31 protein-coding genes are annotated in these 24,772 nt (G+C 62.4%); 13 read left to right on the top strand and 18 right to left on the bottom strand.

Features of this window, described 5'->3' with window-relative positions:
* Positions 1–50: 50 nt before the first annotated feature.
* Positions 51–344 carry a hypothetical protein gene (locus ACZ1G8_RS07060; protein ID WP_472678762.1) on the bottom strand — a complete coding sequence of 98 codons (294 nt, stop codon included), beginning with the start codon at positions 342–344 and terminating at the stop codon, positions 51–53.
* A 91-nt stretch (positions 345–435) separates the two neighbouring features.
* Here ACZ1G8_RS07060 and ACZ1G8_RS07055 point away from each other — a divergent pair, with 91 nt between their 5' ends.
* Positions 436–1,053, top strand: a complete 618-nt coding sequence (locus tag ACZ1G8_RS07055) for a hypothetical protein (protein WP_472678760.1) — start codon at positions 436–438, stop codon at positions 1,051–1,053.
* Between the two features lie 25 nt (positions 1,054–1,078).
* Here ACZ1G8_RS07055 and ACZ1G8_RS07050 read toward each other — a convergent pair whose 3' ends face one another.
* The 3 genes from ACZ1G8_RS07050 to ACZ1G8_RS07040 all read right to left on the bottom strand — a co-directional run bounded on the left by ACZ1G8_RS07050 (position 1,079) and on the right by ACZ1G8_RS07040 (position 2,638).
* Positions 1,079–1,567 carry a DUF2314 domain-containing protein gene (locus ACZ1G8_RS07050; RefSeq protein WP_472678758.1) on the bottom strand — a complete coding sequence of 163 codons (489 nt, stop codon included), beginning with the start codon at positions 1,565–1,567 and terminating at the stop codon, positions 1,079–1,081.
* Positions 1,564–2,022 carry a hypothetical protein gene (locus tag ACZ1G8_RS07045; protein ID WP_472678756.1) on the bottom strand — a complete coding sequence of 153 codons (459 nt, stop codon included), beginning with the start codon at positions 2,020–2,022 and terminating at the stop codon, positions 1,564–1,566. The genes ACZ1G8_RS07050 and ACZ1G8_RS07045 overlap by 4 nt, the downstream gene beginning before the upstream one ends.
* 76 nt (positions 2,023–2,098) lie before the next feature.
* The gene (locus tag ACZ1G8_RS07040) at positions 2,099–2,638 is read right to left on the bottom strand and encodes a DUF4440 domain-containing protein (protein WP_472678754.1); all 540 of its coding nucleotides are present in this window, start codon (positions 2,636–2,638) and stop codon (positions 2,099–2,101) included.
* 121 nt (positions 2,639–2,759) lie between these two features.
* Between ACZ1G8_RS07040 and ACZ1G8_RS07035 the strand changes: the two genes are divergently transcribed.
* Positions 2,760–3,188, top strand: a complete 429-nt coding sequence (locus ACZ1G8_RS07035) for a DUF4870 family protein (RefSeq protein WP_472678752.1) — start codon at positions 2,760–2,762, stop codon at positions 3,186–3,188.
* 22 nt (positions 3,189–3,210) lie between these two features.
* Here the strand turns inward: ACZ1G8_RS07035 and ACZ1G8_RS07030 are convergent, their stop codons facing one another.
* The 3 genes from ACZ1G8_RS07030 to ACZ1G8_RS07020 form a co-directional block, all read right to left on the bottom strand.
* A complete protein-coding gene (locus tag ACZ1G8_RS07030; RefSeq protein ID WP_472678751.1) occupies positions 3,211–4,128 on the bottom strand; it encodes a sulfotransferase domain-containing protein in 918 nt (305 codons plus the stop codon).
* Between the two features lie 82 nt (positions 4,129–4,210).
* Positions 4,211–4,438 (bottom strand): hypothetical protein, encoded by a 228-nt coding sequence (locus tag ACZ1G8_RS07025; RefSeq protein ID WP_472678750.1) that lies wholly within the window; start codon positions 4,436–4,438, stop codon positions 4,211–4,213.
* An 84-nt stretch (positions 4,439–4,522) separates the two neighbouring features.
* A complete protein-coding gene (locus ACZ1G8_RS07020; protein ID WP_472678749.1) occupies positions 4,523–4,777 on the bottom strand; it encodes a YdcH family protein in 255 nt (84 codons plus the stop codon).
* A 325-nt stretch (positions 4,778–5,102) separates the two neighbouring features.
* Between ACZ1G8_RS07020 and ACZ1G8_RS07015 the strand changes: the two genes are divergently transcribed.
* Genes ACZ1G8_RS07015 through ACZ1G8_RS07005 form a run of 3 tightly spaced genes read left to right on the top strand, consistent with a single transcriptional unit; the run spans position 5,103 to position 6,604 of the window.
* Positions 5,103–5,615, top strand: a complete 513-nt coding sequence (locus tag ACZ1G8_RS07015; protein WP_472678748.1) for a thermonuclease family protein — start codon at positions 5,103–5,105, stop codon at positions 5,613–5,615.
* Between the two features lie 34 nt (positions 5,616–5,649).
* Positions 5,650–6,075: a hypothetical protein gene (locus ACZ1G8_RS07010; protein WP_472678747.1), complete on the top strand. Its 426-nt coding sequence runs from the start codon at positions 5,650–5,652 to the stop codon at positions 6,073–6,075.
* 19 nt (positions 6,076–6,094) lie between these two features.
* Positions 6,095–6,604 carry a hypothetical protein gene (locus ACZ1G8_RS07005; RefSeq protein ID WP_472678746.1) on the top strand — a complete coding sequence of 170 codons (510 nt, stop codon included), beginning with the start codon at positions 6,095–6,097 and terminating at the stop codon, positions 6,602–6,604.
* Between the two features lie 30 nt (positions 6,605–6,634).
* Here ACZ1G8_RS07005 and ACZ1G8_RS07000 read toward each other — a convergent pair whose 3' ends face one another.
* Positions 6,635–7,393, bottom strand: coding sequence for a hypothetical protein (locus ACZ1G8_RS07000; protein ID WP_472678745.1), 759 nt, complete (start codon positions 7,391–7,393; stop codon positions 6,635–6,637).
* A 717-nt stretch (positions 7,394–8,110) separates the two neighbouring features.
* Complete coding sequence (locus ACZ1G8_RS06995; protein ID WP_472678744.1) at positions 8,111–9,169, bottom strand: ribonucleotide-diphosphate reductase subunit beta; 1,059 nt, start codon at positions 9,167–9,169, stop codon at positions 8,111–8,113.
* Positions 9,170–9,386: 217 nt separating this feature from the next.
* Here ACZ1G8_RS06995 and ACZ1G8_RS06990 point away from each other — a divergent pair, with 217 nt between their 5' ends.
* Entirely contained in the window at positions 9,387–9,722 is a 336-nt protein-coding gene (locus tag ACZ1G8_RS06990; RefSeq protein WP_472678743.1) for a hypothetical protein, read from the top strand.
* Between the two features lie 299 nt (positions 9,723–10,021).
* Entirely contained in the window at positions 10,022–10,267 is a 246-nt protein-coding gene (locus tag ACZ1G8_RS06985; RefSeq protein WP_472678741.1) for a DUF2171 domain-containing protein, read from the top strand.
* Between the two features lie 85 nt (positions 10,268–10,352).
* Here the strand turns inward: ACZ1G8_RS06985 and ACZ1G8_RS06980 are convergent, their stop codons facing one another.
* The 3 genes from ACZ1G8_RS06980 to ACZ1G8_RS06970 all read right to left on the bottom strand — a co-directional run bounded on the left by ACZ1G8_RS06980 (position 10,353) and on the right by ACZ1G8_RS06970 (position 14,749).
* The gene (locus tag ACZ1G8_RS06980; RefSeq protein ID WP_472681208.1) at positions 10,353–12,389 is read right to left on the bottom strand and encodes a ribonucleoside-diphosphate reductase subunit alpha; all 2,037 of its coding nucleotides are present in this window, start codon (positions 12,387–12,389) and stop codon (positions 10,353–10,355) included.
* A gap of 593 nt (positions 12,390–12,982) precedes the next feature.
* Positions 12,983–13,489 carry a TonB family protein gene (locus ACZ1G8_RS06975; RefSeq protein ID WP_472678740.1) on the bottom strand — a complete coding sequence of 169 codons (507 nt, stop codon included), beginning with the start codon at positions 13,487–13,489 and terminating at the stop codon, positions 12,983–12,985.
* A 369-nt stretch (positions 13,490–13,858) separates the two neighbouring features.
* Positions 13,859–14,749, bottom strand: coding sequence for an alpha/beta fold hydrolase (locus ACZ1G8_RS06970; RefSeq protein WP_472678738.1), 891 nt, complete (start codon positions 14,747–14,749; stop codon positions 13,859–13,861).
* 199 nt (positions 14,750–14,948) lie between these two features.
* Here ACZ1G8_RS06970 and ACZ1G8_RS06965 point away from each other — a divergent pair, with 199 nt between their 5' ends.
* Positions 14,949–15,257: a PilZ domain-containing protein gene (locus ACZ1G8_RS06965; RefSeq protein WP_472678736.1), complete on the top strand. Its 309-nt coding sequence runs from the start codon at positions 14,949–14,951 to the stop codon at positions 15,255–15,257.
* Positions 15,258–15,448: 191 nt separating this feature from the next.
* Positions 15,449–15,811: a PilZ domain-containing protein gene (locus ACZ1G8_RS06960; protein WP_472678734.1), complete on the top strand. Its 363-nt coding sequence runs from the start codon at positions 15,449–15,451 to the stop codon at positions 15,809–15,811.
* A 7-nt stretch (positions 15,812–15,818) separates the two neighbouring features.
* Here ACZ1G8_RS06960 and nadB read toward each other — a convergent pair whose 3' ends face one another.
* Positions 15,819–17,405 carry an L-aspartate oxidase gene (gene nadB, locus ACZ1G8_RS06955; protein WP_472678733.1) on the bottom strand — a complete coding sequence of 529 codons (1,587 nt, stop codon included), beginning with the start codon at positions 17,403–17,405 and terminating at the stop codon, positions 15,819–15,821.
* 191 nt (positions 17,406–17,596) lie between these two features.
* On the opposite strand from nadB, the gene ACZ1G8_RS06950 reads away from it, so the two are divergent.
* Positions 17,597–17,728: a hypothetical protein gene (locus ACZ1G8_RS06950; RefSeq protein ID WP_472678731.1), complete on the top strand. Its 132-nt coding sequence runs from the start codon at positions 17,597–17,599 to the stop codon at positions 17,726–17,728.
* A 23-nt stretch (positions 17,729–17,751) separates the two neighbouring features.
* Here the strand turns inward: ACZ1G8_RS06950 and ACZ1G8_RS06945 are convergent, their stop codons facing one another.
* Entirely contained in the window at positions 17,752–18,690 is a 939-nt protein-coding gene (locus tag ACZ1G8_RS06945; RefSeq protein ID WP_222405587.1) for an ABC transporter ATP-binding protein, read from the bottom strand.
* Positions 18,691–18,744: 54 nt separating this feature from the next.
* Here ACZ1G8_RS06945 and ACZ1G8_RS06940 point away from each other — a divergent pair, with 54 nt between their 5' ends.
* From ACZ1G8_RS06940 to ACZ1G8_RS06930, 3 genes are all read left to right on the top strand, one after another.
* Entirely contained in the window at positions 18,745–19,005 is a 261-nt protein-coding gene (locus tag ACZ1G8_RS06940) for a zinc-finger domain-containing protein (protein ID WP_221427111.1), read from the top strand.
* A 52-nt stretch (positions 19,006–19,057) separates the two neighbouring features.
* Positions 19,058–20,485: a metalloprotease TldD gene (gene tldD, locus ACZ1G8_RS06935; RefSeq protein WP_472678728.1), complete on the top strand. Its 1,428-nt coding sequence runs from the start codon at positions 19,058–19,060 to the stop codon at positions 20,483–20,485.
* Positions 20,486–20,561: 76 nt separating this feature from the next.
* On the top strand, positions 20,562–20,987 hold the full coding sequence (locus tag ACZ1G8_RS06930) for a hypothetical protein (RefSeq protein ID WP_472678727.1): 426 nt from the start codon (positions 20,562–20,564) through the stop codon (positions 20,985–20,987).
* Positions 20,988–21,002: 15 nt separating this feature from the next.
* Here the strand turns inward: ACZ1G8_RS06930 and ACZ1G8_RS06925 are convergent, their stop codons facing one another.
* From ACZ1G8_RS06925 to guaA, 4 genes are read right to left on the bottom strand one after another with little or no spacing between them, the layout of a single operon-like run.
* Entirely contained in the window at positions 21,003–21,788 is a 786-nt protein-coding gene (locus tag ACZ1G8_RS06925) for a hypothetical protein (protein WP_472678725.1), read from the bottom strand.
* Complete coding sequence (locus ACZ1G8_RS06920; protein ID WP_472678724.1) at positions 21,785–22,444, bottom strand: endonuclease III domain-containing protein; 660 nt, start codon at positions 22,442–22,444, stop codon at positions 21,785–21,787. The genes ACZ1G8_RS06925 and ACZ1G8_RS06920 overlap by 4 nt, the downstream gene beginning before the upstream one ends.
* A 6-nt stretch (positions 22,445–22,450) precedes the next feature.
* Positions 22,451–23,164 (bottom strand): endonuclease III domain-containing protein, encoded by a 714-nt coding sequence (locus ACZ1G8_RS06915; protein ID WP_472678722.1) that lies wholly within the window; start codon positions 23,162–23,164, stop codon positions 22,451–22,453.
* A gap of 1 nt (position 23,165) precedes the next feature.
* Positions 23,166–24,740: a glutamine-hydrolyzing GMP synthase gene (guaA, locus tag ACZ1G8_RS06910; protein ID WP_472678721.1), complete on the bottom strand. Its 1,575-nt coding sequence runs from the start codon at positions 24,738–24,740 to the stop codon at positions 23,166–23,168.
* Between the last annotated feature and the right edge of the window lie 32 nt (positions 24,741–24,772).

Below are 24,772 nucleotides of genomic sequence, written 5' to 3'. Positions count from 1 at the left end.
ACAGCGCAGGCGTTAGCTTGCCCGCAGCGCGGGCGGAAGGGGCTTCAGCCCTATTCGGCGGTTTCAGGGTCGGTCACGACCTCGACTTCACCGCCCTCGGCCGTGATGGTCGTGTCGTTCTCGGCGCCATTGACTGGCGGCAACTCATCATCGCCGGCAAGGTCGAGATCGGTGTTCAACCGCTCTTCGGTGGTGGTGATGGCCTCATCGGGAATGGTCTCCGGTCCCGCGTCGCCATCCGTGTTGAAGAGCACGAAGACGAAAGCCACCGCTATCAGCACGATCACGCCCACCCACATCCAGCGGGTTCCGGGGGCCTTGGTATCGGGTACAGGGTCGTTCATGCGTAGTCTCCAGTTTGATTACATCGTTGCATTCCCAATGGGTTGGAGACGAGAGCGTTCCGTAATGCGCCAGCTTGTGTATGGTCCCCCAATGCACATCAGACATTTCCTGCCCTCCTTCGCCCTGTTGCTTGCCGCATGCTCGACCGTGCAAGACACCGAGGGTGCCCCCGGCTTCTGGCAAGCGCTCGAAAGCCATTGCGGCAAGGCCTACGAAGGCGCGCTCGCCAGCGAAGACGAGCGCGATGCGGACTGGGCGGGTCGGACAATGGTCGCACATTGGGCGAGCTGCGATGAGGATCGCATCGCCATCGCCTTCCATGTCGAGGAAGCCGACGGCAGCGGATGGGACAGGTCGCGCACCTGGCTCATCTCGCGAACCGGTGAAGGACTGCGGCTCAAGCATGATCACCGCCACGATGACGGCGAGGAGGATGCCGTGACGCAGTATGGCGGAGACACCGCAACGGCAGGAAGCGCCGGCGCACAGGACTTCCCTGTCGACGCCTACTCGATCGCGTTGTTCGAGCGCGAGGGACTGAATGCCTCTCTGACCAATGTCTGGCGGGTGGAAGTAGACCCGGCGGGCACCGAGAACGCGCGCTTTGCCTACCAGCTCACGCGCAGGAACGACCCGAGCAGGCTGTTCCGGGTCGAATTCGACCTGACGGAACCGGTGGAATCGCCGCCTCCAGCCTGGGGCTGGTGAGCACGATCAGTCTCGGGCGATCAGCTCACTCGTCCCAACCGTAAGACTTGCGGACCGCAGCTGCTTCTTCGGGAGGCATGTAGTCCAGCATGACCCGAACGGTGTAGAAGCCGTGCGCTTTCCCAACCGGGTCCACATAGCCCCAATCGCTGATCTCGCTGATTGGCACGCGCACCGGATCGCCCATACGCCAGCCTTCCGCATGCGGATTGTTCTGGAGCCGCCCGGTCAGATAGGCACCGTCGCGGGCGACATTATCGACCCAGATATGCTCATATCCTTCGAGCGGGAACTTGAAGGTGATGTTCGCCGTGCCGAGGGGCGGGTCGGCGAGAATCGCAAGCCATTTATCACTCGTCTCGAGCGCTTTTGCTTTCGCCGCATTCATTCGCTCGTCAGTGTCGCGCACCGTCATTACGGGATCGCCGTCGGGCTGCTGATCCTGCGCGGCCAGCGAGAGCGGCGCGAGGAGCAGCGCTCCGGCGAGTGCAGCCGAGGCGGGTCGGCGCATCATTCGGGCTTCCCGCCGGTGATGCCGTAGCCTTCGACAGCCTCGTTCTCGACGTAGCCGGCATGGTACATGTCCATGTAAATCGTGCGTTCGGCCGGTTCGCTGCCGGCACAGGTCACGACATAGGCGTCGACGATATTGCCGAAAGGTCCCATGCCGACATTGCCGGCGCGGGTGAATTCGGGGCGCGACAAATCGGCGCAGCGCAGGCGCGAGAGATAGGCGCGCTGACCCTGCGGACGCGAAGCGCGCACGGGGTTCTGCCTGGAGCCAAGCGGGTGCTGCGCCGCCTCGGCCAGCGCCTTGTCGAGTTCGCCGCCGCTGACAGCGGATTCCCCGGCGAGCATGCGGGCGAGATAGAAGTCGGTATTGGCATCGGTCTGAGGCGCGACGGTGGTAACGCATCCGCCCAACGCCATGGCCGAAAACGACGCGACAAGCGCGTGGTGAAATTTCATGACAGTCCTCCCTGTTGCCAATGGCTTAACGGGTAGGAAGCCTGCCCGCCAGAGCTTTTGATACAGGGGAGGAACGCTAGTCGGTGGCCGGTGGATATTGCGGCGCGGGGCCGTGATCGAGACTCAGGCTTTCGAGCAGGCGGAAGCGCCCCTCTTCCGGCATCCATTGCCAGATATGCAGGTAACGCCCGCCACCGGTCTGTACCCAGCCGATCTCTTCGCCGCGCCATTCATGGAAGGTGTGATACGCCTCTTCGAGCGCGCCCCATTCGCCGAGCTTGCCGATCGTCCGGCTGCCGGGGACCAGCAGGCGCCGGTTCTTGTAGCCTTCGTTCGGCTGGCCCGGTTTGCGGCTGTCGCAATTCTTGCGCGCCTGCCCGATGAACTCCTCCGCGCTCGATGCGGGCAAGCCGACAAGATCGTGGATCATGCGAAAGTCGGCATGAAGCATCGGCGCGACCATGTCGGGATCGCAGCCTTCGAAGAACCCCCAGAACAGCTTTGCATCGTTGGCCTCGATGCGCGCCGTCATTTCCTCGCCGACGGGCATAGGCACAGGCACTTCGACCACGGCGGGCGCGGCCTGGGCAAGCAGTATTGCGGCTAAGGCGGACATCGTTCTCTCCCTTGGTGTATGGCTTGAATAATACAGTAATCGCAAGGGTCAAGCCCTGCGTTTTACCTTTGCTCCCAAATGACTTACACTCGCCGTCATCGCATTTTCTGGGAGGGACAGCATGGCCGACGACAGAAACAATCTCGAAGGTGACCGCGTACGCTTGGGCACGCAGCCGCCGCCGGTCGAAGAACGCCGCCGCCCACCGCAGCCCTCGCAAGGCTTCGATGCCAACCGGCCGACCATCGTCTCGATCCTCTATCTCGCCAGCTTCGTGACCGGTATCACCGGTCTCATCGGCATCGTTCTGGCCCACGTATGGCAGGGCGAAAACGATGAGGAGTGGATGGCCTCGCACTACAGCTACCTGATCAGGACATTCTGGTACGCATTCCTCGCAGGTATCGTCGCGACGCTGCTCAGCATCGTGTTCATCGGGCTGCTCATGTTCCCGATCATCGCGATCTGGTTCGGCGTGCGCAGCGTGATGAGCCTCATGAAGGCCCAGCGGCGCGAGCCGATGCCGGACCCCCAGACCCTGCTCTTCTAGGACAGCCTGGCGCGCAATCCGGCTAACCCGCGCGCGCGTCGATCTCCGCTGCCAGCGAAGCGTAGTCAGCGTGGCCGGTTACCGGCTCGACGCGCTCTGCCCACATGCGGTCGATCTCGGCGGCGATCGCTTCGGGCACGGACTTCTTGTCGCTGCCGGCCGCCTGCACCTTGGTCGAATCGCTCGAGGCCGGAATGCCCAGCTTCTCATCCATCACGGCGCAGACCATCGCATCGTCGAACCGGTCCTTGTACTCATGCATGAATTCGCGCGACGTGCTCGCTGCGACGGCGGCGACATCCTCTTCGCTCAGGTCCAATCCCAGGAAACCGGCCATCATGCGGATCATCGCGGGCTGGTTCTTCGCCGCCCAGCGATAGGTGACGAGCAGCGTGTCGTCCTCGTCACGGCGCGCGTACCAGCTCAGCAAGTGAGTGAAGTAGTCGCAGCCGCCCGGCCCACCGCCGAGCCAAAGCGGCATGAATTCCTCGAGCGAGATCGCCCCGCTTTCGAGGTGCCAGCCATCGAAAAAGCGGTGCATCGAGACGAAGGTCTCGTGCGGGTCGCGCAGCGTCACGATATAGCGCGATCCCGCAGGCAGCCGCTCGTATTCGCGGTGGCTCTTGAAACCGCGCGGATGGGCCCGCTGGGGCGCATTCATATCCATGTCGAGGATCGTCGCGGTGTCCTCCCACGGCGTCATCCGGCTGATGTCGTCGAAGTCCATGTCTGTCTTGCCGGTAGCGGCGACCATGCGCAGCTGGTGGAACATCTGCTGCGTCATCGTGGTGCCGCTCTTGGCCCAGCTGGTGATGTAGACATCGCCGTCCTGAGGCGTGACCGCATGCCGAGGCGCCGGCTCGGTCAGCCCGGCCAGCGCGCCCATGTTCGCTCCGAATTCTTCAAGGTTCCGCGCGCGGCGGCCGACTCCCAGCACCATATGCCCCTCCCGGACGTGGCGCGACCCGTCGACCCTGCACGCGCAGTGTTAGCAAGGCGGAGGTCGGGAGGGAAGCGCGGCCCTATTCGGCGGGTTCACCACCTTCTTCCGGCACCGGGGTCATCGGCGTGTCGGGCGTGTCGACCGGCACCGCATCGGGATCCTCCTCGGTGACGATCAGCTCGCCGCCGCTCAGGTCCTCCGCATCGGCCTCATAGGTCGGCTCCTCGGCCTCGCCGCCACAGGCAGCCAGCGCGAGCGCCGCACCGAGCGGCAGGATGGAACGGGCGATTATGTCGAGTTTGGTCATGACCACTTCTCCTGTGAGGCAGGCGACTCCCGCCGATGGACGCGCAGGTTTGCACCTGCAGTGAGGCGATGCAAGCGGGGCCGGTCAGGCCGCCGCCCGCGCCCGTGTGACGATCGCGGTGATCTCGTCGAGCAGCTTGAGGCGCTGCTTCTTGAGCGCTTCGAAGCGCTCGTCGCTCGCCGCTTCGGTCTCTGCCTCGATCCGGTGCACCTGGCGGTTCACCTCGTGATATTCGTCGGCGAGGCGCGCGAAATGCGCATCCTGCGTCTTGAGCTGCGTGACCAGCTCGCGATCTCTTTCGAAGATCTTGGTCAGTTCGTTCGGTGTGTGCTGCGACATGCGTGTGTCCTTTCTCGTGTGTTGCAGCGTGGCCTAGCGCGGTTGGAGGAACCGATCCTTGAGCCAGATCAAATCGGCCAGAGAGCTGGCGCATGTGCGGCCCATGCGCGCTTTGGACCGGGCAGGCGGCAAACGCCTACAGGATGGAACAGATGGAACACGGTCCTGGCAGGAAAAATCGCACCGCCCCAATAGCGCTCGTTCCCATTGTTCCGCGGTGCTGGTGAGGGCCGTGATCATGGGCGTAACCTTGGCGGTCCTCAAGCGAGTAGGAAACCGGCAGCGGCGATTGCGGAGCGCTCGCATCACGCTATCGTGCGGCCCGATGGTCAAGCACGCACGGTTCAGGTCCCCACGCCGCAGCGTGATCAGGAAATTCCGGCGCGGCGCCTGGTGGGTGCTGCTTCTCGCCCTGCTCGCCACCTCACTGCTCTTTCGCGACCGCATCAATCCACCGGCGCCCTTCAGCACGGTCGGCACGACCTTCGGCCTGTGCGGGGAGCGCGGGCGCGGGCCTTGCGTGATCGACGGCGATACCGTGGCCATCGGCAAGCGCCGCGTACGTCTTACCGGATATGACGCTCCCGAACTCGACGGGGCTTGCGCGGCGGAGCGCGCCAAGGCCCATGCGGCCCGCGCTCAGCTGCACGCTTGGCTCGCGAAGGGCCGCTTCGAATGGACCGGCGGCAGCGAGCCGCCATACGACCGCTACGGCCGGGAGCTGCGCGAGGCGCGGCGGGGCAACAACCTACTCGCCGACCACATGATCGAGGCAGGCCTCGCCGAAGGCAGCGGCTGGGGCGCGCAGGCGGTGGACTGGTGCGCCGGCGATGGCTGAAGACAAAGCACCGGTGGCCGGGCATAGTCGGGCTATGAATATCCTCCGTGCCGGGCTGATCTATTGGGCGGCGATCTTCGCGCTTGGTTTCGCGCTCGGCACGCTGCGCGTCCTGTGGGGTGCGCCCGCGCTCGGCGAGGCTGTCTTCGTGTTGATCGAAGTGCCGGTCATGCTCGCCGCCAGCTTCGCGACCTCGCGGTGGCTGACCGGGCGGTTCGGCATAGCGAATCTGGCGCAGGCACTCGCAATGGGCGGGCTGGCATTCGCCTTGCTGCTCGCAGCCGAAATGGCGCTTGCCCTTGGCTTGTTCGGCCAGACGGCGGGCGAGTGGCTGGCAGAGATGTGGCGGGCGCCCAAACTCTACGGGACGATCGGCCAGATCGGTTTCGGCCTGATGCCGGGGCTGGTCCTCGGCTTCGCGCAGCGTCGCGCGCAAAGCGGCAAGGCGCGGGGGCATTGATCGTGCTATGGCCGCTCGCATGACGCAGGTCACCGCACCCCAGCTTCCGCCCGAGAGCCTGCTTGCAAGGCGGCGCGGGCCGGAGTGTTATCGCGATGCCTTCCGCGCCAGCGTGACGGGCGAGGTCTCGCTGGGCGAGCTGATCACCGCCTTCTTCTCGAGCCGCACCTTCCTGACCGAGCGCATGGCGCTGCACCTGATCGGACGCGGCGCGGGCCATGCGGAAATCGCTGCGCTCGCCGCGGGCCGGACACAGGGCTTCGCCGCATGGGAAGTCGAGGCGCGCGAGGAGGACGAGCTCCTGATGCACGATTTCCTCGACAAGACCTGCTGCTGGCTGGCGGTGTCCTCGCGCGGGGAAGACGGAGCGCTCGACGGCCCGCTGCCGGTGCCGGAGACGGGCCGGACCTTCATCTGGTTCGGCACCGCCGTCCGCGAATTCGAGGGCCCGATCGTCAGCCGCCTGAGAGGCGCCCACCGCTGGTACGCGCGGCACCTTCTGGAGGCTGCGGCGCGGCGGTTGGTATGAGTTTTGAGCAGAAATCAGAGGATTTGTCTGTCAGTCCTCTTCGGCCTGTTCGACTTTCGCCTTCAATGCTCTCGATGTAAGCGGTCCGATCACACCGACTATCGGCAAGCCCTCGTCGGCTTGGAAATCCATAACCAATGCTTTTGCTTCAGACGTGAATTGAAATTTAGATGCATTCCCTTCGACCCATGCACGATTCTCGTCCAAGCCTTTCAATGTAGCTATTTGAGATAGCGTAGCTTGCGCTGAAAGAGCCCAGTAGCGCTCTGCTTGATCTCCGTACCCGATGCGCTCCAATTGCTGCGCCAACGCGCCTGCTGCTGAACCGATTTCGTAAGAGTTTGTACTAGAATCTGCCGTAGCTGCTAGATTTGCGAGATAGGGTTCGATCTCATCGACGTATTGCTGATCCACTAATTCGGCAGTCAATTCCCCAAGTCGGGGAACTTCCAGGGTAGCCGAACTAAAGCCCAGCTCGCGGAAAGTGAACACAACGCTTGATGCGCAGTCCGCCGTCCTCTCCTCCTCTGGCGGTTTTTCATAGAGAAATCTCGCTACAGGTTCTGCTGATAACTGTTGTCCATCACAGCCTTGTTCGCTTTGAAAACCATCCTCCCCCTCTGTTCTTCCAATGACGCGTCGACTTTCACCGTTCACGACCATAATCTTGGCACGAATAGGTTCGCCGGATGACTCTTCTTTTACATCAACGCGAAATTGAGCAAAACTCGGAGAAGCGATACCCCAAAGTGCAACCAAGCTGAGGCCTACGGAAATGCGGACAGTCATAATGAGCCTCCCATGGAAATCATCTCAATCGTGCCAGATTTTCTCGCTACTTCGATAAAAACAAGCAAGAAACCCGCCCAATGGCACAGATCGAGTCGACCTAAACCCAATCTGCGGCCTGGCTATTTAAACAATATGATAGCCAGAATGATTGCAGCGATCAGGGTTCCAAATACCAAGATCGCCATCCAGTGAGCCACTACGAGTCCTTCAAGAGATCCTGCTTTTAGCAATCGGACCCCATCGCCCTCATCCGGTGAATTGAAGACCATAGTTAGATCACCGGATTGGCTTACTCGGTCAATTTCAAATGACAGGTAACTGCCAGGGGGAAGCTTTGCAGATAGGACCACTTCAGTCCCGCTGACATCTCGTTCGACACCCTGAGGTGCGACAGGCTTTGAAGGAGTTATGGTGCCCTCGTTGCGGAAGCATGGTCGCCTATCGGGACAAGTCAGGGCAAACTCAAATACGCCTATGACGCTATCGCGGGATGCGTTCTCGACTGAGAGAACAGTCACCTCGTCACCCGGGTATTGGACGGTCGTGTGCAACGAATAGAGCAGGACACTCCCGTCCCGAGTAGCGGCAATCATGCTGGTAAGCTGCCACCCAAGGATCGCAAAAACTATCGTCGCGAACAGTTCGCTCTTCTTCGTCCAATTTCCGGGAGCCGAAGCCAAAAATCTCTCACTTCACCAATAACGAGGTACGGCCTCACTCCGCCGCGACAGCCCCTTCGCCGTCTTCGAACAGGCCCGGACCGTCGTCTGCGACTTCCTCCTCGTTCGCCGCCTTGGCGCTCTGGCGCTTGTCGAAGCTCGACCAGACGGTGTTCCAGTCGCCCTTGGTCGCGCCCTTCGAATATTCGGTCGCGCGGGTTTCGAAGAAGTTGGCGTGCTCCACGCCGTTCAGCAGCGGGGCGAGCCAGGGCAGCGGGTGATCGTCGATCATGTAGATCGGCTGCATGCCCAGCTGGCCGAGGCGCCAGTCGGCGATGTAGCGGATGTACTTCTTGATGTCCTTCGCCGTCATGCCCGACACCGGGCCCATTTCGAAGGCGAGGTCGATGAAGTTGTCTTCGAGACGCACCGTCTTCTGGCAGATGTCGACGATGTCTTCCTTGACCGCCTTGGTCAGGCAGTCACGCTCGCGCACGAACTCGTGGAACATGCGGATGATGCCTTCGCAGTGGAGGCTCTCGTCGCGCACCGACCAGCTGACGATCTGGCCCATGCCCTTCATCTTGTTGAAGCGCGGGAAGTTCATCAGCATGGCGAAGCTGGCGAAGAGCTGCATGCCTTCCGTAAAGGCGCCGAACATGGCCAGCGTGCGGGCGATGTCCTCGTCGTTGTCGACGCCGAACTGCTGCATGTAATTGTGCTTGTCGGCCATTTCCTCATAATCGAGGAAGGCGGAATATTCGCTTTCCGGCATGCCGATCGTGTCGAGCAGGTGGCTGTATGCCGCGATGTGCACCGTCTCCATGTTGGAGAAGGCGGTGAGCATCATCTTGATCTCGGTCGGCTTGAACACGCGACCGTACTTGTCGTGGTAGCAATCCTGCACTTCCACGTCGGCCTGGGTGAAGAAGCGGAAGATCTGCGTGAGCAGGTTGCGCTCGTGCTCGGTAAGCTTCTGCGCCCAGTCGCGGCAGTCTTCGCCGAGGGGAACTTCCTCCGGCATCCAGTGGATCTGTTGCTGGCGTTTCCAGAATTCATAGGCCCACGGGTATTCGAAGGGCTTGTAGGTCTTTCTGGCTTCGAGCAACGACATCTTGTGTCTCCGGCGTTTGTGTTCAGCGACTCATATAGGGAATCAGAAGCCGGAATCGAAGGCAAGAGGTAATGATTCGGCGGGGATAAGACTGGATAAGTTTTTTTGTCCCCGTGGTGCCGCGGCACGGAATACTCCCGAACCCGCCCGAAGCGTACGACGAACGGTGGAACGCGATCCCGCTCCGGCCCGTTGTTCGGGCAAAGGAGTTTGAAAAATGGGCGAATACGCACCCGAAGACCAGCGCACGATCCACAAGAATGCCGGGCCCGAGCAATCGATGAGCAACTGGCATGAAATCGAGAAAAGCGAACGCCAGCGCCAGCACGAGCAGCAGGAAGAGCAGTCGCAGCAGGGCGAGGCCCAGCGCGGTTACGGAAATGCGCGCAACGAAGACGGCCAGATGGAACAGGACATCGCGACCGACAGCCTCGGCGACCAGCCGCTTGCGCAGGGCGATGCCTCGACGGGCACCGCGCAGCCGGGCGAAATTTCCTCGCGTCCCGACGAGCGCGCCGCGGCCGACGCAAACAGGCCGCTCGGCTCGAGCTGACCCACACGAGTTTCACAGTACGGGGCTAAGCGGACTTGTTCGGTTTTCCCCTTTTGCGGGCAAGTCTCGCAACCCCGGCGCCCCGTCCGTAAAAAGGCGGGGCGTCAATCTGTCTGGCCTAGGGCTGCGCTGCGGTTGGTTGAACTCTTGCCCAGTCGCAAGGAGCGCTTCCCGAAGGCGGTTTGCCGGTCCTCCGCACCCCTTTCTTCAACCCGTGCATGAGCTTCGACGAAGCGTGGACCGATACCCTCGACCGCCCGTTGGTAAGGTATAAGCAACGCAAAACAAAAGGGTTTTACATGTTTGAGAAGCTACGCATCAAGGAACATATGGAAGTCGCCAACTCGGAAGGTCTCCACGTCGGGACCGTCGATGCAGTGCAGGACGACGCCATCAAGCTGACCAAGTCGGACAGCGCGGACGACATGCACCACTTCCTGTCGCTGGATGACGTCGAGAAGATCGACGACAACCGCATTTACCTGAAGGAAGGCGCACGCATTCCCGAAGGTCTCGGCAACAAGGCAGTCATGGAAGACGCCTAAGCCGGTCTAGCCGGATTTCTTCCGGCCACGAAAAAGCCCCGCTCTCCAGATCGGAGGGCGGGGCTTTTGCATTGTCTCTGCCGGATTACTGGCAGGCGAGGCATTCCTCGTAATCGGTCTGCTCGGCGGCGAGTTCGTACTTCGCCGCGTCGGCGGTGTTGTCGGCTTCGACGCCGCCGGCGAAACCGGCGCGCTGCACCGACTTCGAGCGGAGGTAGTAGAGCGACTTGATGCCCTTCTCCCACGCCTGGAAGTGCAGCATCATGAGGTCCCACTTGTCGACGTCGGCCGGGATAAAGAGGTTCAGCGACTGCGCTTGGTCGATATAGGGGGCGCGATCGGCTGCGAATTCGAGCAACCAGCGCTGGTCGATTTCGAAGCTGGTCTTGAACGTCGCCTTCTCTTCCGGCGTCAGGAAGTCGAGGTGCTGGACGCTGCCGCCCTTCTCGAGGATCGAGTTCCAGATCGCAGTCGAGTTCTTGCTCTTCTTGTCGAGCAGCTTTTCGAGGTACGGGTTCTTCACCACGAAGCTGCCCGAAAGCGTCTTGTGGGTGTAGATGTTGGCCGGGATCGGCTCGATGCAGGCGCTGGTGCCGCCACAGATGATCGAGATCGACGCGGTCGGCGCGATCGCCATCTTGCAGCTGAAGCGCTCCATCGCGCCCATTTCTTCCGCGTCGGGGCATGCGCCGCGTTCCTTGGCGAGCATCATCGATGCTTCCGAAGCCTTGCCCTGGATGTGCTTGAACATCTTCAGGTTCCAGACCTTGGCCATCGGGCTTTCGAAGCCGATGCCCTTCTGCTGGAGGAAGGAGTGGAAGCCCATCACACCGAGGCCGACGCTGCGCTCACGCGAGGCGGAGTACTTGGCGCGAGCCATCTCGTCGGGTGCGCGGTCGATGTAGTCCTGCAGGACGTTGTCGAGGAAGCGCATGACGTCCTCGATGAACTGCTTGTCTTCGTTCCACTCGTCCCACTTCTCGATGTTGAGCGAGGACAGGCAGCAGACCGCAGTGCGGTCGTTGCCGAGGTGGTCGATGCCGGTGGGCAGGGTGATTTCCGCGCACAGGTTCGAGGTCGAGACCTTGAGGCCCAGATCGCGGTGATGCTTGGGCATCATGCGGTTCACCGTGTCCGAGAACACGATGTAGGGCTCGCCCGTGGCGAGGCGTGTTTCGACCAGCTTCTGGAAGAGACCGCGAGCGTCGACCGTCTTGCGGACGCTTCCGTCTTTCGGGCTGACGAGGTCGAATTCCTCGCCGTTGCGGACCGCTTCCATGAATGCGTCCGTGACCAGCACGCCGTGGTGCAGGTTCAGCGCCTTGCGGTTGAAGTCGCCCGAGGGCTTACGGATTTCGAGGAATTCCTCGATCTCCGGGTGGGTGATGTCGATGTAGCAAGCTGCCGAGCCGCGGCGCAGCGAACCCTGCGAGATGGCAAGCGTCAGCGAGTCCATCACGCGTACGAAGGGAATGATGCCGCTGGTCTTGCCGTTGAGGCCGACCGGCTCGCCGATGCCGCGGACATTGCCCCAGTAGGTGCCGATGCCGCCGCCCTTCGAGGCGAGCCACACGTTCTCGTTCCAAGTGCCGACGATACCGTCGAGGCTGTCCGAGACCGAGTTGAGGTAGCAAGAAATCGGCAGGCCGCGCGTGGTGCCGCCGTTCGAGAGAACGGGCGTTGCGGGCATGAACCACAGCTTCGAGATGTAGTCGTAGAGGCGCTGCGCGTGCTCGGCGTCATCGGCGAAATAGTCGGCGACGCGCGCGAACAGGTCCTGATAGGTTTCGCCGGGCAGCAGGTAGCGGTCTTCGAGCGTTTCCTTGCCGAACTCGGTCAGCAGATCGTTGCGGCTGTCGTCCGTCTTCACGTCGAAACGGCGATCCAGGACCTTCTTGCTGTCATCCTTCGCAGCGGCGGCCTTGGCGACTTCCGCCATTGCACCGGCCATCGCTTCGCCGGCCTTTTCGGCGACGAGCTCTTCACTGCCCTTGTCTGTCTTTTCCATGGCCACTGCCTTTTCCGGCTTCTTTTTCGCCTTCGCGGGAGCGGTATCTTCGACAGTGTCCTGCGTATCCAGATCCAGACCCATCGCCGCTTCGTCTCCGCTCTTGAAATCCATCATTAGCCCCGCCGTTTGTGTGTTCGCCAATTTCGTCCGAACGAGCAGGTCTGCGCCCCCGCCAATTCGCCTGTATCGAGTCGGCGAGAACCTCCCCCCGCCTAGCATCGAAAGCCTTGGGAGAGGTCGAAAACTTATCCAGTTTTCTCCACAGACTTAGGGCCGAATCCGCCTTCACCCCAATATGGGGAGGAAAGGTGAAATCGCTAGGTCTTGTAGGTACCCCCAGGCAACCGACCACTAGATACTGAATCAGACGTCGAATCTGCGCAAGAGGGTCAACGCGATTTTAACTGCTCTGAGATGCAGAATGGCGGGGTGTATCATCATGATGCAACGCAGCGACGCGTGGACCAAGCTGGCTTTGCGAGATCGCAAGCCCAAAAATGAATCAGTGAAAAAATTTTTGCGTGCACAATCGTGCTCGCGAGACTTGTGAATCAATCGAATCGAGGTCGGCAATTTTCTTGCCCGCGCGCGGTTTCGGTCGCGGATGGGCGACGCAAAAACTCCGGCGCCGAACCCTGCCCGCAGAGAATCAGGGTCGACGCCGGAGCGGTCCCGACCGGGGGAGGTCGGGATGGGCAGCGGGTTCAGGAACCGGGCTTGCCGGTGGGCACGCTGCCAAGCGCAAGGATGAGACGCTCAGCCGGGCTCGAGGCGATACGTGTGGTCTCCTCCTCAGCCAGCTGTTGGTTCAGCTTTTTCATCGACCAGGCATTGTCGGCGAAGATGATGTTGGCCTGATAGACCTGGTCATCCGCAATGCTGGCGGGTGCCTCGTCGAGCGTACGCAGGTTGCGGACGGCATGCACTGCGACGCGGTCGAGACGTCCGTCACCCGATTCGCGGTAGATGCGGAGGTTCTCGGGAGTGCCCTCTTCATTGGTCTGGAAACGCACGATGGTGATGCCGTTGCCGCCGGCAACGCCGCGGAAGTCGGCCGAGCGGTCAAGCTGACGGTCGAGGTCACGAGAGACCTTCTTCACCATCTTGTCGACCTCAGCCGCCGGGGTGACGACGATCTGGGATGTTGCGGGGACCGCTAGGACAGCTGCACTGACAGCAGTAGCGAGTGAAATTGCAAAGATTTTTGACATTGTGATCATCCTTTTCAAAACAAAGAGATGATCGGCCGCAGAAAGTTCGCTTAGAAACGCGACAGTCCATTTTTATCGTTCAGCGATGACCTCGTTGGTCGATCGGATCCTACCGACTGCGGGTCCGCCAGGATCTGCATTTTTGATGCGCCCGCGACAGGGTGTTGTCAAATAAGGCAGGAAAATGTGTCGTGAGCCTACAATATTGAAATGGCGGACCCCCAACCTGTAATAAAAGTGCGGAGGGGCTTTGGGCGAATTGCCTGCGCAGAGAGAAAGATTTCCGCATTCGGCAATCGACTCAAAGCGTGCAACGATCGTTGCTCGTCCCCTTCGTCGAGTGCCACAAACGCTCGTCGATTGGCGTCGTCAGTTCGTCGCCATGCGGGCATGCCCCGCGATATCGGACGCCAGCGTATCAACGAGGTCGAGCGGGAGATCGTGACCCCAGCCGGGGATCGTTTTCAGCCTGGCGCCCGGAATACATTCGGCCGTTTCGCGCCCGCCTTCGCAGGGAACGAGCGGATCGTCCTCACCGTGCAGCACGAGCGTCGGCACCTCGACCTTGCGCAGCATCTCGCGGCGGTCGCCATCGGCAACGATTGCGGAGAGGTGACGCGTGGGCCCTTCGGGATAGAAGCTGCGCCGCACGCTGGTCAGCGTGCGTTCGCGCAAGCGTTTTTCGTCCGAGGGATAGCCCGGCGAACCGATCGTGCGCGCGAGCATCACGCCATGGTCCACAAGCACGTCTTCCTCATCACTCTTCGGACGGGTGACCAGCGCCTGCAGCGCTTCCTTGCGCGCAGGCGGCAGCTTCGGGTTGCCGGTGGTGGAGAAGATCTGGGTGTAGCTCAGGCACCTGTCGGGATAGTTTGCCGCAACGTGCTGGCCGATCATCCCGCCCATGCTCGCCCCAACGATATGCGCCTTGTCGATCCCGAGAGCGTCGAGCACACCAATGCCGTCGGCCGCCATGTCGGCTAGCTTATAGGGGACCTTCGGCGTCAGCCCGATCTTCGACATCAATGTCATCTTGACGAGACCGGGTGCCTTCACGCCGTGGAACTTGTGGCTCAGCCCGATGTCGCGATTGTCGTAGCGGATGACGCGAAAGCCTTCGCCGGCAAGCGCCTCGACCAGTTCGTCGGGCCAGAGGGTCAACTGCGCACCGAAACCCATGATCAGCAGCATGGCCGGATTTCCCGGATCGCCGTGCTCTTCATAATGGATGTCGATCCCGTTGGCCTTCACCTGCGGCATTTCGCCCCTCTCCTTGTTTGCACTTTGCGCTTTCAATAGGCACGAGTTGGCGGGGCTTGTCCACTCCGGAACGAAGCCGCCGCGCAGCCGGCAATCTAAGTAAACGAAAATTAAATTTCAGACTTCTATTGTCGCTAATCTCCAATTCATTCGAACGCGCGCAGATATACTTTATCTCGTGGGAGGAAGGGCGCAAGAAATGGGGTTGGAAGAGCGCAGGCAGGCGGAGCGATATCCGACGCGCGATGTCGTGCGGATCGTCATCGCCGGCGTCGAGGCCGAAGCGTTGATGCGCAATCTCTCGGCGGCCGGCTGCATGGTCGAATGCGGTGATATCGAGGTTTCCGTCGGGCAGATTTGCGAGCTCCAGTTGCATCCAGGCTTCCCTGCAAGCGGACGCGTCGCATGGCAACTGGGCGAGGCGCTGGGCATCTCGTTCCACCAACCCGTACCGAAGGGAATCGTGAGCGGATACGCGCTGGACGACTGGCACCTCAGGCGCGCCTAGCAACGAAAAATATTTCGCCCCTCTCTAAAAACCATAAAGACCAATAACTTGCCGCGTGAGACAAGTAAAAGGTTAATGTCGCAGTAACTTATGGCGGCTTTTTGCAATAAATCTTCAATCCTGTTCGATAGATGCATCAGAACCATTTCGGAGGGTTGCACATGCAAAAGCGTCAAAGCGAAAGATTGCCGGTGGCAGGCAGCATTGTCTGCGATCTCGCTGGCAATGTGTCTGAGACGCGGCTGTGCGACCTCTCCCCGCACGGGTGCAAGCTTGCCTACGCCGATCCTGCCATCGAGGAAGGGGCGACGCTCGGCCTGACCCTTGTGGGCGATATCGAGGTTGCAGGTACGGTACGCTGGATTTCGGGCGCGCATGCGGGGGTCGAGTTTCGCGAGCCGCTAAGCCGCGCCGCAGTGCTCTATTTCGCCTTGCCAGATATGAAGACGCTCGGCGACATCGCCACCACCGACGGCTTCGGCCGGCGCCTTCCGCCGCTAAGCCAGGCGATCGAGCGCGAGGCTTCTTCGCTCAGAGCTTCTGAGCGGGCTTGATCTTGCCTTAGGGTACGAGGACGGTATCGCGCGCGACACTCTCCGTATCGGGATAGTCGAGCGTAAAATGCAGGCCGCGGCTCTCTTCGCGCTTCAGGGCACTGCGCACGATCAGCCCTGCGCAATCGAGGAGGTTGCGTAGTTCGATGAGGTCGGTCGTGACACGAAAGCTGCCGTAATAATCCTCGACCTCTTGCCTCATCATATCGATTCGGTTGCCTGCACGCTCGAGCCGCTTCGTGGTGCGGACGATACCGACATAGTTCCACATGAAGCGGCGGATCTCGGTCCAGTTCTGCTTGATGACCACTTCCTCGTCGGAATCGGTAACGCGGCTCTCGTCCCAGGGCAGGATCTCGGGCGGGTCGTCGAGCCTGTCCCAGCATTCGAGGATGTCCTCGGCTGCCGCTTCGCCGAAAACGAAGCATTCGAGCAGCGAGTTCGAGGCAAGTCGATTGGCGCCGTGCAAGCCGCTCTCGGTGCATTCGCCTGCGGCCCACAGGCCCGGCAGGTCGGTCTTGGCATCTAGGCCGATCTTCACACCGCCGCAGGTATAATGCTGCGCCGGGACGACGGGAATCGGTCCCTTGGTCATGTCGATCCCGAGGCCCATCAGCTTCTCGTGGATCGTGGGGAAATGCTGCTTCACGAATTCTGGCGGCTGGTGGCTGATGTCGAGATGGACGTAGTCGAGCCCGTAGCGCTTGATCTGGTCGTCATTGGCGCGCGCCACGATGTCACGCGGGGCAAGCTCCATGCGCTCCTTGTCGTATTGCTCCATGTAGCGCTCGCCCGTGACCGGGTTGAACAGCCGTCCGCCCTCGCCGCGAACCGCCTCGGTGATGAGGAAGTTCTTGACCTCGAGATTGTAGAGGCAGGTCGGGTGGAATTGCATCATCTCCATGTTCGAGACGCGCGCACCGGCGCGCCAGGCCATGGCGATGCCGTCGCCCGTCGCTCCGCGCGGAGCCGTCGAGAAGAGGTACACGCGCCCCGCGCCGCCAGCCGCCAGGACCGTGGCCCGCGCAACATGGCTGACCACCTCGCCCGTTTCCTCGTCGAGTGCATAAGCGCCCCATACGCGACCGGAGCCAGAATATTCCTTCTGGTTGCGTCCGGTGATGAGGTCGATGCAGCTCTGGTGCGGCATAAGCGTGATGTTCGGGTTTTCCTCCGCCGCCTTCAGCAGCGCCGCCTGCACCGCCCAGCCCGTCGCATCGTCGACATGGACGATCCGGCGATGCGAATGGCCGCCCTCACGCGTGAGATGAAGATCGCCCTGATCGCGATTGAACGGCACGCCCAGCTCGCACAGCCGATCGATCGCCTTGGGCGCTCGCTCGATCACGAATTCGACAGTCTCGAGATCGTTGAGACCCGCACCTGCTACCATCGTGTCGCGGATGTGATTCTCGAAGGTGTCGCCGGCATCGAGCACGGCGGCGATCCCACCCTGCGCCCAGGCGGTCGATCCGCTCGTCAGCTTGCCCTTGGCGAGCACCAGCACCTTCTTGCTCTGCGCAAGCTCGAGCGCCGCGGTCAGGCCTGCGGCCCCCGATCCGATGACGAGGACGTCGTGTGCGTGGTCTGTCATGCGAGCGTCATGCCGATCCAATCATCACGCGGCAAGCAGAGAACGATTCTGCCGAAATTGCAGTTAACGCGGCCCTAACGCGCGCTATCGCCCGAATCGACAGGGACAGGGACTAAACAAGGGTCGCAAATAAAATGAGGATGGGACTTCTCGCCTGCGCTTTCGGGCATCACCGGGTCGATTCAACCAATATGCGAAAGGCCGGCGGCATGCATGTCGGCAAATGCAAGTGCTGCAGGGCACCGATGGAAGAGGTCGAGCCGCATGTCTGGGAAGTGCTGCGCGTAAAGGACGCAGGGCTCGGCCCGCGCACTTTCGTTTGATCGATTGACAGTTCCGGCGCGGCTCAGCCTGCGCCGGTCAACTGCACGAAAACGTCTTCGAGGTCGGCCTCGCGCGTCGTGACGTCCTCGATCCCGTATCCGTGGCTTTGCACGAGCGCGAGCACCTGCCCGGCGCTTGCCTTGTCGCGGTCATAGGTGATGTCGAGCCGGCGCGGCTCGATAACCTCGGCCTTGAGGAAGGCCTCCTCCATGATCGGACCGCCCAGGTCCTTGTCGACGCTTACCGAGACGATCTTCTCGCGCGCCATGCCGACGAGTTCGCGGGTCGGCTTGTTGGCGATGAGCTCGCCGTGATTGATGATGGCGATCCGGTCGCAGAGCTGCTCGGCCTCTTCGAGGTAGTGCGTGGTCAGAACGACCGTTACACCCTCGGCGTTGAGCTCCTGAACCAGCTCCCACAGCTGCCGGCGCAATTCGACGTCGACCCCGGCTGTCGGCTCGTCGAGCACGAGGATCGGCGGTGAATGCACCATGGCTTTGGCAATAAGCAGGCGGCGTTTCATGCCGCCCGACAGCGTGCGGGCATAGGCATCGCGCTTGTCAGCCAGATGCACTGCGGCGAGCAGTTCCTCGCTGCGGCGGTCGGCCTTGCCGATGCCGTAGAAGCCGCCGACATTTTCCAGCACCTCGTAAGGCGTGAAGAAGGGATCGAAGACGATTTCTTGCGGGACGATTCCGATCGAACGCTTCGCATTGCGCGGCTGCTCGTCGATGTCGAAGCCCCAGATTTCCGCGCTGCCACTGGTCTTGCGCACGAGGCCGGCAAGGATATTGATCAGCGTCGACTTGCCCGCGCCATTGGGACCGAGCAGTCCGAAGACGCCGCCCTGCGGCACGTCGAAGCTCACGCCTTTCAATGCAAGCTTGCCCTCGTCACCCTTGCCGTTGGGCGCATAGCGTTTGACGAGATTGTCGATCCGGATTGCTGGCGGAGTGCTCATGCGAGTGCCCTAGGCGCTTGAGCGGTTCGACAAAACCCATTATCGGCGCTCTCCATGAGTCTGCCTCCTCCCGAAGTGTCCAAGGTCACCACGCGCCGCGTGTGGTGCGACGGTGCGACCGATATCCGCACCGGCAAGAATTATCGCGCTGCCGCCCTGGGTCATCCCAAGGTGTACCTGCAGATCGACGAGCACGGCTATGTCGATTGCGGTTATTGCGATCGTCGCTTCGTCCTAGAAGGCGGCCCGGCCGACGGCGTCGACCAGTCGACCCTCATGGATATTTCCGAAGGCGGCGATCCCGGCCACCGGTAAGCGCAGTCCTTAGGGCCTCGCCAAGCAGGCCGCGCCTTCCTACATAGGGCGCATGACCGCACCGATCACCGATCCGCTCGCACTCGTTTACGGCAACAAGCTCAGCCCCGAAGAGGCACAGGCGCTCACCCGCAAGCTGCTGACGCCCTGCGATGACGGCGAGCTCTATCTCCAGTTCACGGCATCCGAAGCATTCGGTTTCGACGATGGCCGGCTGAAGACCGCCGACTATTCGCGCGATTCGGGTTTCGGCCTGCGCGGTGTCTCGGGCGAGACCACCGGCTTTGCCCACGCCAACGAGATCAGCGCCGCCGCCATCCAGCGCGCGGGCGAGACGCTGAAGCTGCTCGATGCGACGCAAAGCCCGCTGGCCGCGCCGCCCGAGCGGACGAACCGCCACCTCTACACGGACGCCTGCCCGCTCGATCTCGTGCCCTTCGAGGAAAAGGCCGCGCTGCTGGAAAAGATCGACGCGGTCGCCCGCGCGAAGGACCCCCGCGTGGCGCAGGTTTCCGCCAGCTTGCTTGCCAACTGGAGCGTGGTCGAGATCGTGCGGCCCGATGGCTACACCGCGCGCGACATCCGCCCGCTCGTGCGCCTCAATATCCAGGTGGTCGCCGAACAGAACGGCCGCCGCGAGACCGGCTTCTTCGGCATGGGCGGGCGCTATCTTTACGACCGCCTGTTCGATGAGGGCGCATGGATGCGCGCGATCGACGAGGCGGTGCGCCAGGCGCTCGTTAACCTCGACAGCGTGGCAGCGCCCGCTGGGGAACAGACCGTGCTGCTCGGCCCCGGCTGGCCGGGCGTCCTGCTGCACGAGGCGGTCGGCCACGGGCTGGAAGGCGATTTCAATCGCAAGGGCACCAGCGCCTTTTCGGGGCGGATCGGCGAACGCGTCGCCGCACCCGGCGTCACCGTGATCGACGATGGCAGCATGGCCGAACGCCGCGGCTCGCTGAGCATCGACGACGAGGGCACGCCGACCCGCGAGACCGTTCTGATTGAGGACGGCATCCTCAAGGGCTACATGCAGGACCGCCTCAACGCGCGCCTGATGGGGGTCGAGGCAACCGGCAACGGGCGCCGCGAAAGCTACCAGCACGCACCGATGCCGCGCATGACGAACACCTTCATGCAGAGCGGCAATGACGATCCGGAAGAACTGCTCAGCCGCGTCGACGACGGGATCTACGCTACCAGCTTCGGCGGCGGGCAGGTCGACATCACCAGCGGCAAGTTCGTCTTCGCCTGCACCGAGGCCTACAAGGTCGAGAAGGGCAAGATCGTCGCGCCGATCAAGGGTGCGACGCTGATCGGCGACGGCCCCAGCGTGCTCACCCGCGTGACCGGCATCGGGAACGACATGACGCTCGATGAAGGTATCGGCATCTGCGGCAAGGGCGGACAGAGCGTGCCTGCGGGCGTCGGCCAGCCGACATTGCTGATCGACGGACTCACCGTGGGCGGCACCGCCTGACCGGACGGGAGAGGCAACTCATCGCAGGTTCAGGCGTTGTCTGATACATAGTCACCCTGCAATCTGGAGACTCGCCATGTTCAAACGCCTTGCCCTTTCGGCCGCAGCCATCGGCCTCCTTGCCGCTCCTGCCGTACAGGCGGAAGAGCCTGCCGAGCAGCCTGCAGAAATGACCAAGGGCGAAAAGCGCCTCGCCAAGATGCTGAAGGGCCGCGTGGCCGGCGAGCCGGAGCGTTGCATCCGCACGATCCCCTCGCGCAGCCTCGTCCAGATCGACGATACCGCACTGGTCTATCGTGCCGGCGACACGATTTGGGTCAACTACACCAAGACGCCCGATGCGATCGACGATTTCGACTATCTCGTGATCCGCAAGTTCTCGGCCTCGCAGCTGTGCCGGACCGATCAGGTCGAAACATACAGCCGCGCCGGCCATTTCTTCTCCGGCATCATCTTCCTCGACGACTTCGTGCCCTATCGCCTCCCCGACGCGGAAGGCTGATCCACCCGGAAGCGGTTATCCCTTGGGCTTGAGCAGTTTCTCGGGCCGGATACGCTGTGCCTCGCCGAAGAGGCCGTAGGTCTTGTTGACATAGTTCGACACGTCGATGATCGAATCGAGATACTTCGTAAGCTCGTCGGTCATTTCCTGTTCGACCAGGCGCACATGCGCGCCGGGGTTTTCGGTCTCGAAATGGACGTAGAACCAGGGCTCGCCGCGCTTGAGCTTTAGCGGTTTCGACAAATCGTACCATTCGAAAGCCCAGGCGAGCGGCCTCGGCCAGATATGGATCGGATAGCGTCCGCCCATTGCGACGCCCGGCCGCCGCTCGGGGAACCAATGCATATAGGGTTCGGTCTGCGCCACCCAGCAAGGCTCGTCCGCTACGAACACGTAAGGCGCCGTGAACTGCAGGATCGGCCGTTCGGGATGGCGCCACTCGTTGGGCGGCTGGAGCTGGAACAGGTTCGCGCGTCCCTGCGGCCGCATCGGCGACTGGTCACCGTCGGCGTCGGCCAGCTGGAGCCGGCCCTGCGCATCTCGCACGAAGGCGAGGTTGATGTCGACCGGGCACGGAATGATGAAGTGGCGCCTGTCGAAATCGATCGCCGCAGGACAGGCCTGGATCGATTTGGCGCTCTTCGCCTTAGGGTCGCTCCTGCTGAATGACTGTGGCGGCCCCCAGATGGCATCGCTCTTGCCGAACCTTACGGTCCAGCCGACCGTAACGGTACGTTTCTTGCCCCGGCCTTCGGCCTCTGCCCCGCCTGCATCGGCAGCGAAATAATCATCCCAACTCATGCGCCTTGGCTTAGCTGTGCCCCATGGAACTCGCAATGCCTCGCGACCGGACAGCGCTCGCATTTCGGTGCTCGGGACATGCACACCTTCTTGCCGAACTGGATGAGCCAGAAATGCCCGTCGGCCAGCGCCCAATCCGGCGAGCGGGCCTCTAGCTGTTCGGCCGTCTTCTCGGCCGTTCTGGCTTCGGTCAGGCCGATACGGTTGCATACCCGGTGGACATGCGTGTCGACCGCGATCACGTCCTTGCCGAATGTGAAGCTCATGACGATGTCGGCGCATTTGCGACCGATGCCGGGAAGGCTCATCAGCCCTTCGCGCGTATCCGGCACCACCCCGCCATGCTCGGCGAGCAAAGCCTCGCAGAAGCGGCGGATCGAACGGGTCTTATTGTTATAAAGACCGCAAGGCTTGATCGCGGCAGCAATGTCGCGGTCGTCCAGCTCCAGCATTTCCTCCGGCGTCGTTGCCAGCGCGAAAAGCGCGCGGCTGGCCTTGGCCGTGTTCCGGTCGAGCGACTGGGCCGACAGCATGCAGGAAATGCAGGAGCGGAAAGCATCGGGCTGGCCCTTCGGCCCCTTCGCGCCGCGAGTGCGTCCGGGCATCTCGCGTGCGAGGATGCGATAGACTTCCTCGACCTGTTCCGCGTCCAGCATGTCCTCTCAGCGGTTGCCGACGCGCTCGGTTCCGGTCTTGCACAGGGAGAGCGCAAGGCAGTCGGCACAGTCGGGCGCGGCGGGGCGGCACCAGGTCTGGCCCAGTTTCTTCATGAGCAGGTGGTGCTCGTCGAAATCGCCGCCGTCCCATTCCTCTGGCATGACCGGCATGATCACCTCGAAGGCGCGGTCGGTGCTCGCCTTGGGCGGGACCAACCCCATGCGCTGCAAGATGCGCGTGTGATGCCCGTCCAGCACGATCGCCCGGCGATCAAGCGTCGAGGCGTTCATAATGCCCGCAGCGATCTTGCGCCCGATACCGGGTAGCTGCTCGAGCCAGCGCATCGCCGCCAACGTCTCCATCTCCGCGAGGTGCGAAAGGTCGACCGATCCGCGCAGCTCGACCAGCGCGCCAAGACTGCCTTTCAATCTCTCCGCCGCGATGTTGGGATAGGTCTGTGTCGAAAGCTCAGCCTGCAATGCTTCGAGCGGCGCCTCCGCGACGGCCTCCCACGAACCGTAGCGCTTCAACAGCCGGTCGGTTGCCGCGTTGGAGACTTCGGACTTGGTCCTCGCGCCAATGACACCCTGCACCAACACCCACTCGGGCCGCCGCCATTCGGCAGCCGCGCGCTCGATCCTGCCGATTCGCTGGACGAGCAGGTCCTGCAACCGGCGCAGTGTCTGGGTGCGCGGGTCGGGACCTAGCGGAAGCTGCAAATCACTCCCACTCGATCGTCCCCGGAGGTTTCGAGGTAAAGTCGTAGACGACGCGGTTGATGCCCTGGACCTCGTTGACGATGCGCGTGGCGACGCCGGTGAGGAAGCTGGCATCGAAGGGATAGACATCGGCGGTCATGCCATCGGTACTGGTGACAGCGCGCAGGCCGCAGACGCTGTCATAGGTGCGCCCGTCGCCCATCACGCCGACCGTCTTGACCGGCAGCAGCACGGCAAAGGCCTGCCAGATCGCATCGTAGAGACCCGCATTGCGGATTTCCTCGAGATAGATCGCATCGGCTTTGCGCAGGATGTCGCAGCGTTCCTTGGTGACCTCGCCCGGAATGCGGATCGCGAGACCGGGGCCGGGGAAGGGGTGTCGGCCGACGAACATGTCGGGCAAGCCGAGTTCGCGGCCAAGTTCGCGGACCTCGTCCTTGAACAGTTCGCGCAGCGGCTCGACGAGCTTCATGTTCATGCGCTCGGGCAGGCCGCCGACATTGTGGTGGCTCTTGATCGTGACCGATGGGCCGCCGGTGAAGCTGACGCTTTCGATCACGTCGGGATAGAGCGTCCCTTGCGCGAGGAAGTCCGCACCGCCCACGGCTTTCGCCTCGGCTTCGAACACGTCGATGAATGTCTTGCCGATGAACTTGCGCTTCGCCTCGGGGTCAGTGACGCCGGCGAGGCCATCCATGAACATGTCTTCGGCGTCCACCACCACCAGCGGGATGTTGTAGTGGTCGCGGAACATGGTCTCGACCTGCTCGCGCTCATTGAGGCGCAACAGGCCGTGGTCGACGAAGACGCAGGTCAGCTGGTCGCCGATCGCCTCGTGGATGAGGATCGCGGCGACCGAGCTGTCGACACCGCCCGACAGTCCGCAGATCACCTTGCCGTCACCCACCTGCTCGCGGATTTCGTGGACCTTGGTCTCGCGATAGGCGGCCATGGTCCAGTCGCCCTTGAGGCCGCACACGTGACGCACGAAGTTGGCGATCAGCTTGCCGCCGTCAGGCGTGTGGACGACTTCCGGGTGGAACTGGGTGCCGTAGAACTTGCGCTCCTCGTCGGCGATGACCGCGAAGGGTGCGCCGTCGGAGATCGCGACGATCTCGAAGCCGGGGGCGAACTTGGTGACCTTGTCGCCGTGGCTCATCCAGACCTGGTGCCGCTCGCCCTCTTTCCAGAGGCCGTCGAACAGCGCGCAGTCCTTGGTGACGGTCAGGAAGGCGCGGCCGAATTCGCCGCCTTCGCCGGTTTCATGACCGGGGCGGACCTCGCCGCCGAGCTGGTGGCTCATGACCTGTTGGCCGTAGCAAATGCCGAGGATCGGGATACCCGCCTCGTAGAGCATTTCCGGAGCGCGCGGCGAGCCTTCCTCGGGGACGCCTGCGGGAGAGCCCGAGAGGATGATGCCCTTGGGTTTGAGGCGATGGAACGCCTCCTCCGCCTGGCTGAAGGGAGCGATTTCGGAATAGACCCCCGCCTCGCGCACGCGGCGCGCGATGAGCTGGGTGACCTGGCTGCCGAAATCGACGATGAGGATGGAATCGGGAAGGTGCGCGTCGTCCATTCGCGCGCGTTAAGGTGGTGCGAGCCGAAGGG

Source organism: Qipengyuania sp. BR81-2, from assembly GCF_055693895.1.
Note: the sequence above shows the minus strand (reverse complement) of the source record. Positions and strands in the feature narration are given on the sequence as shown.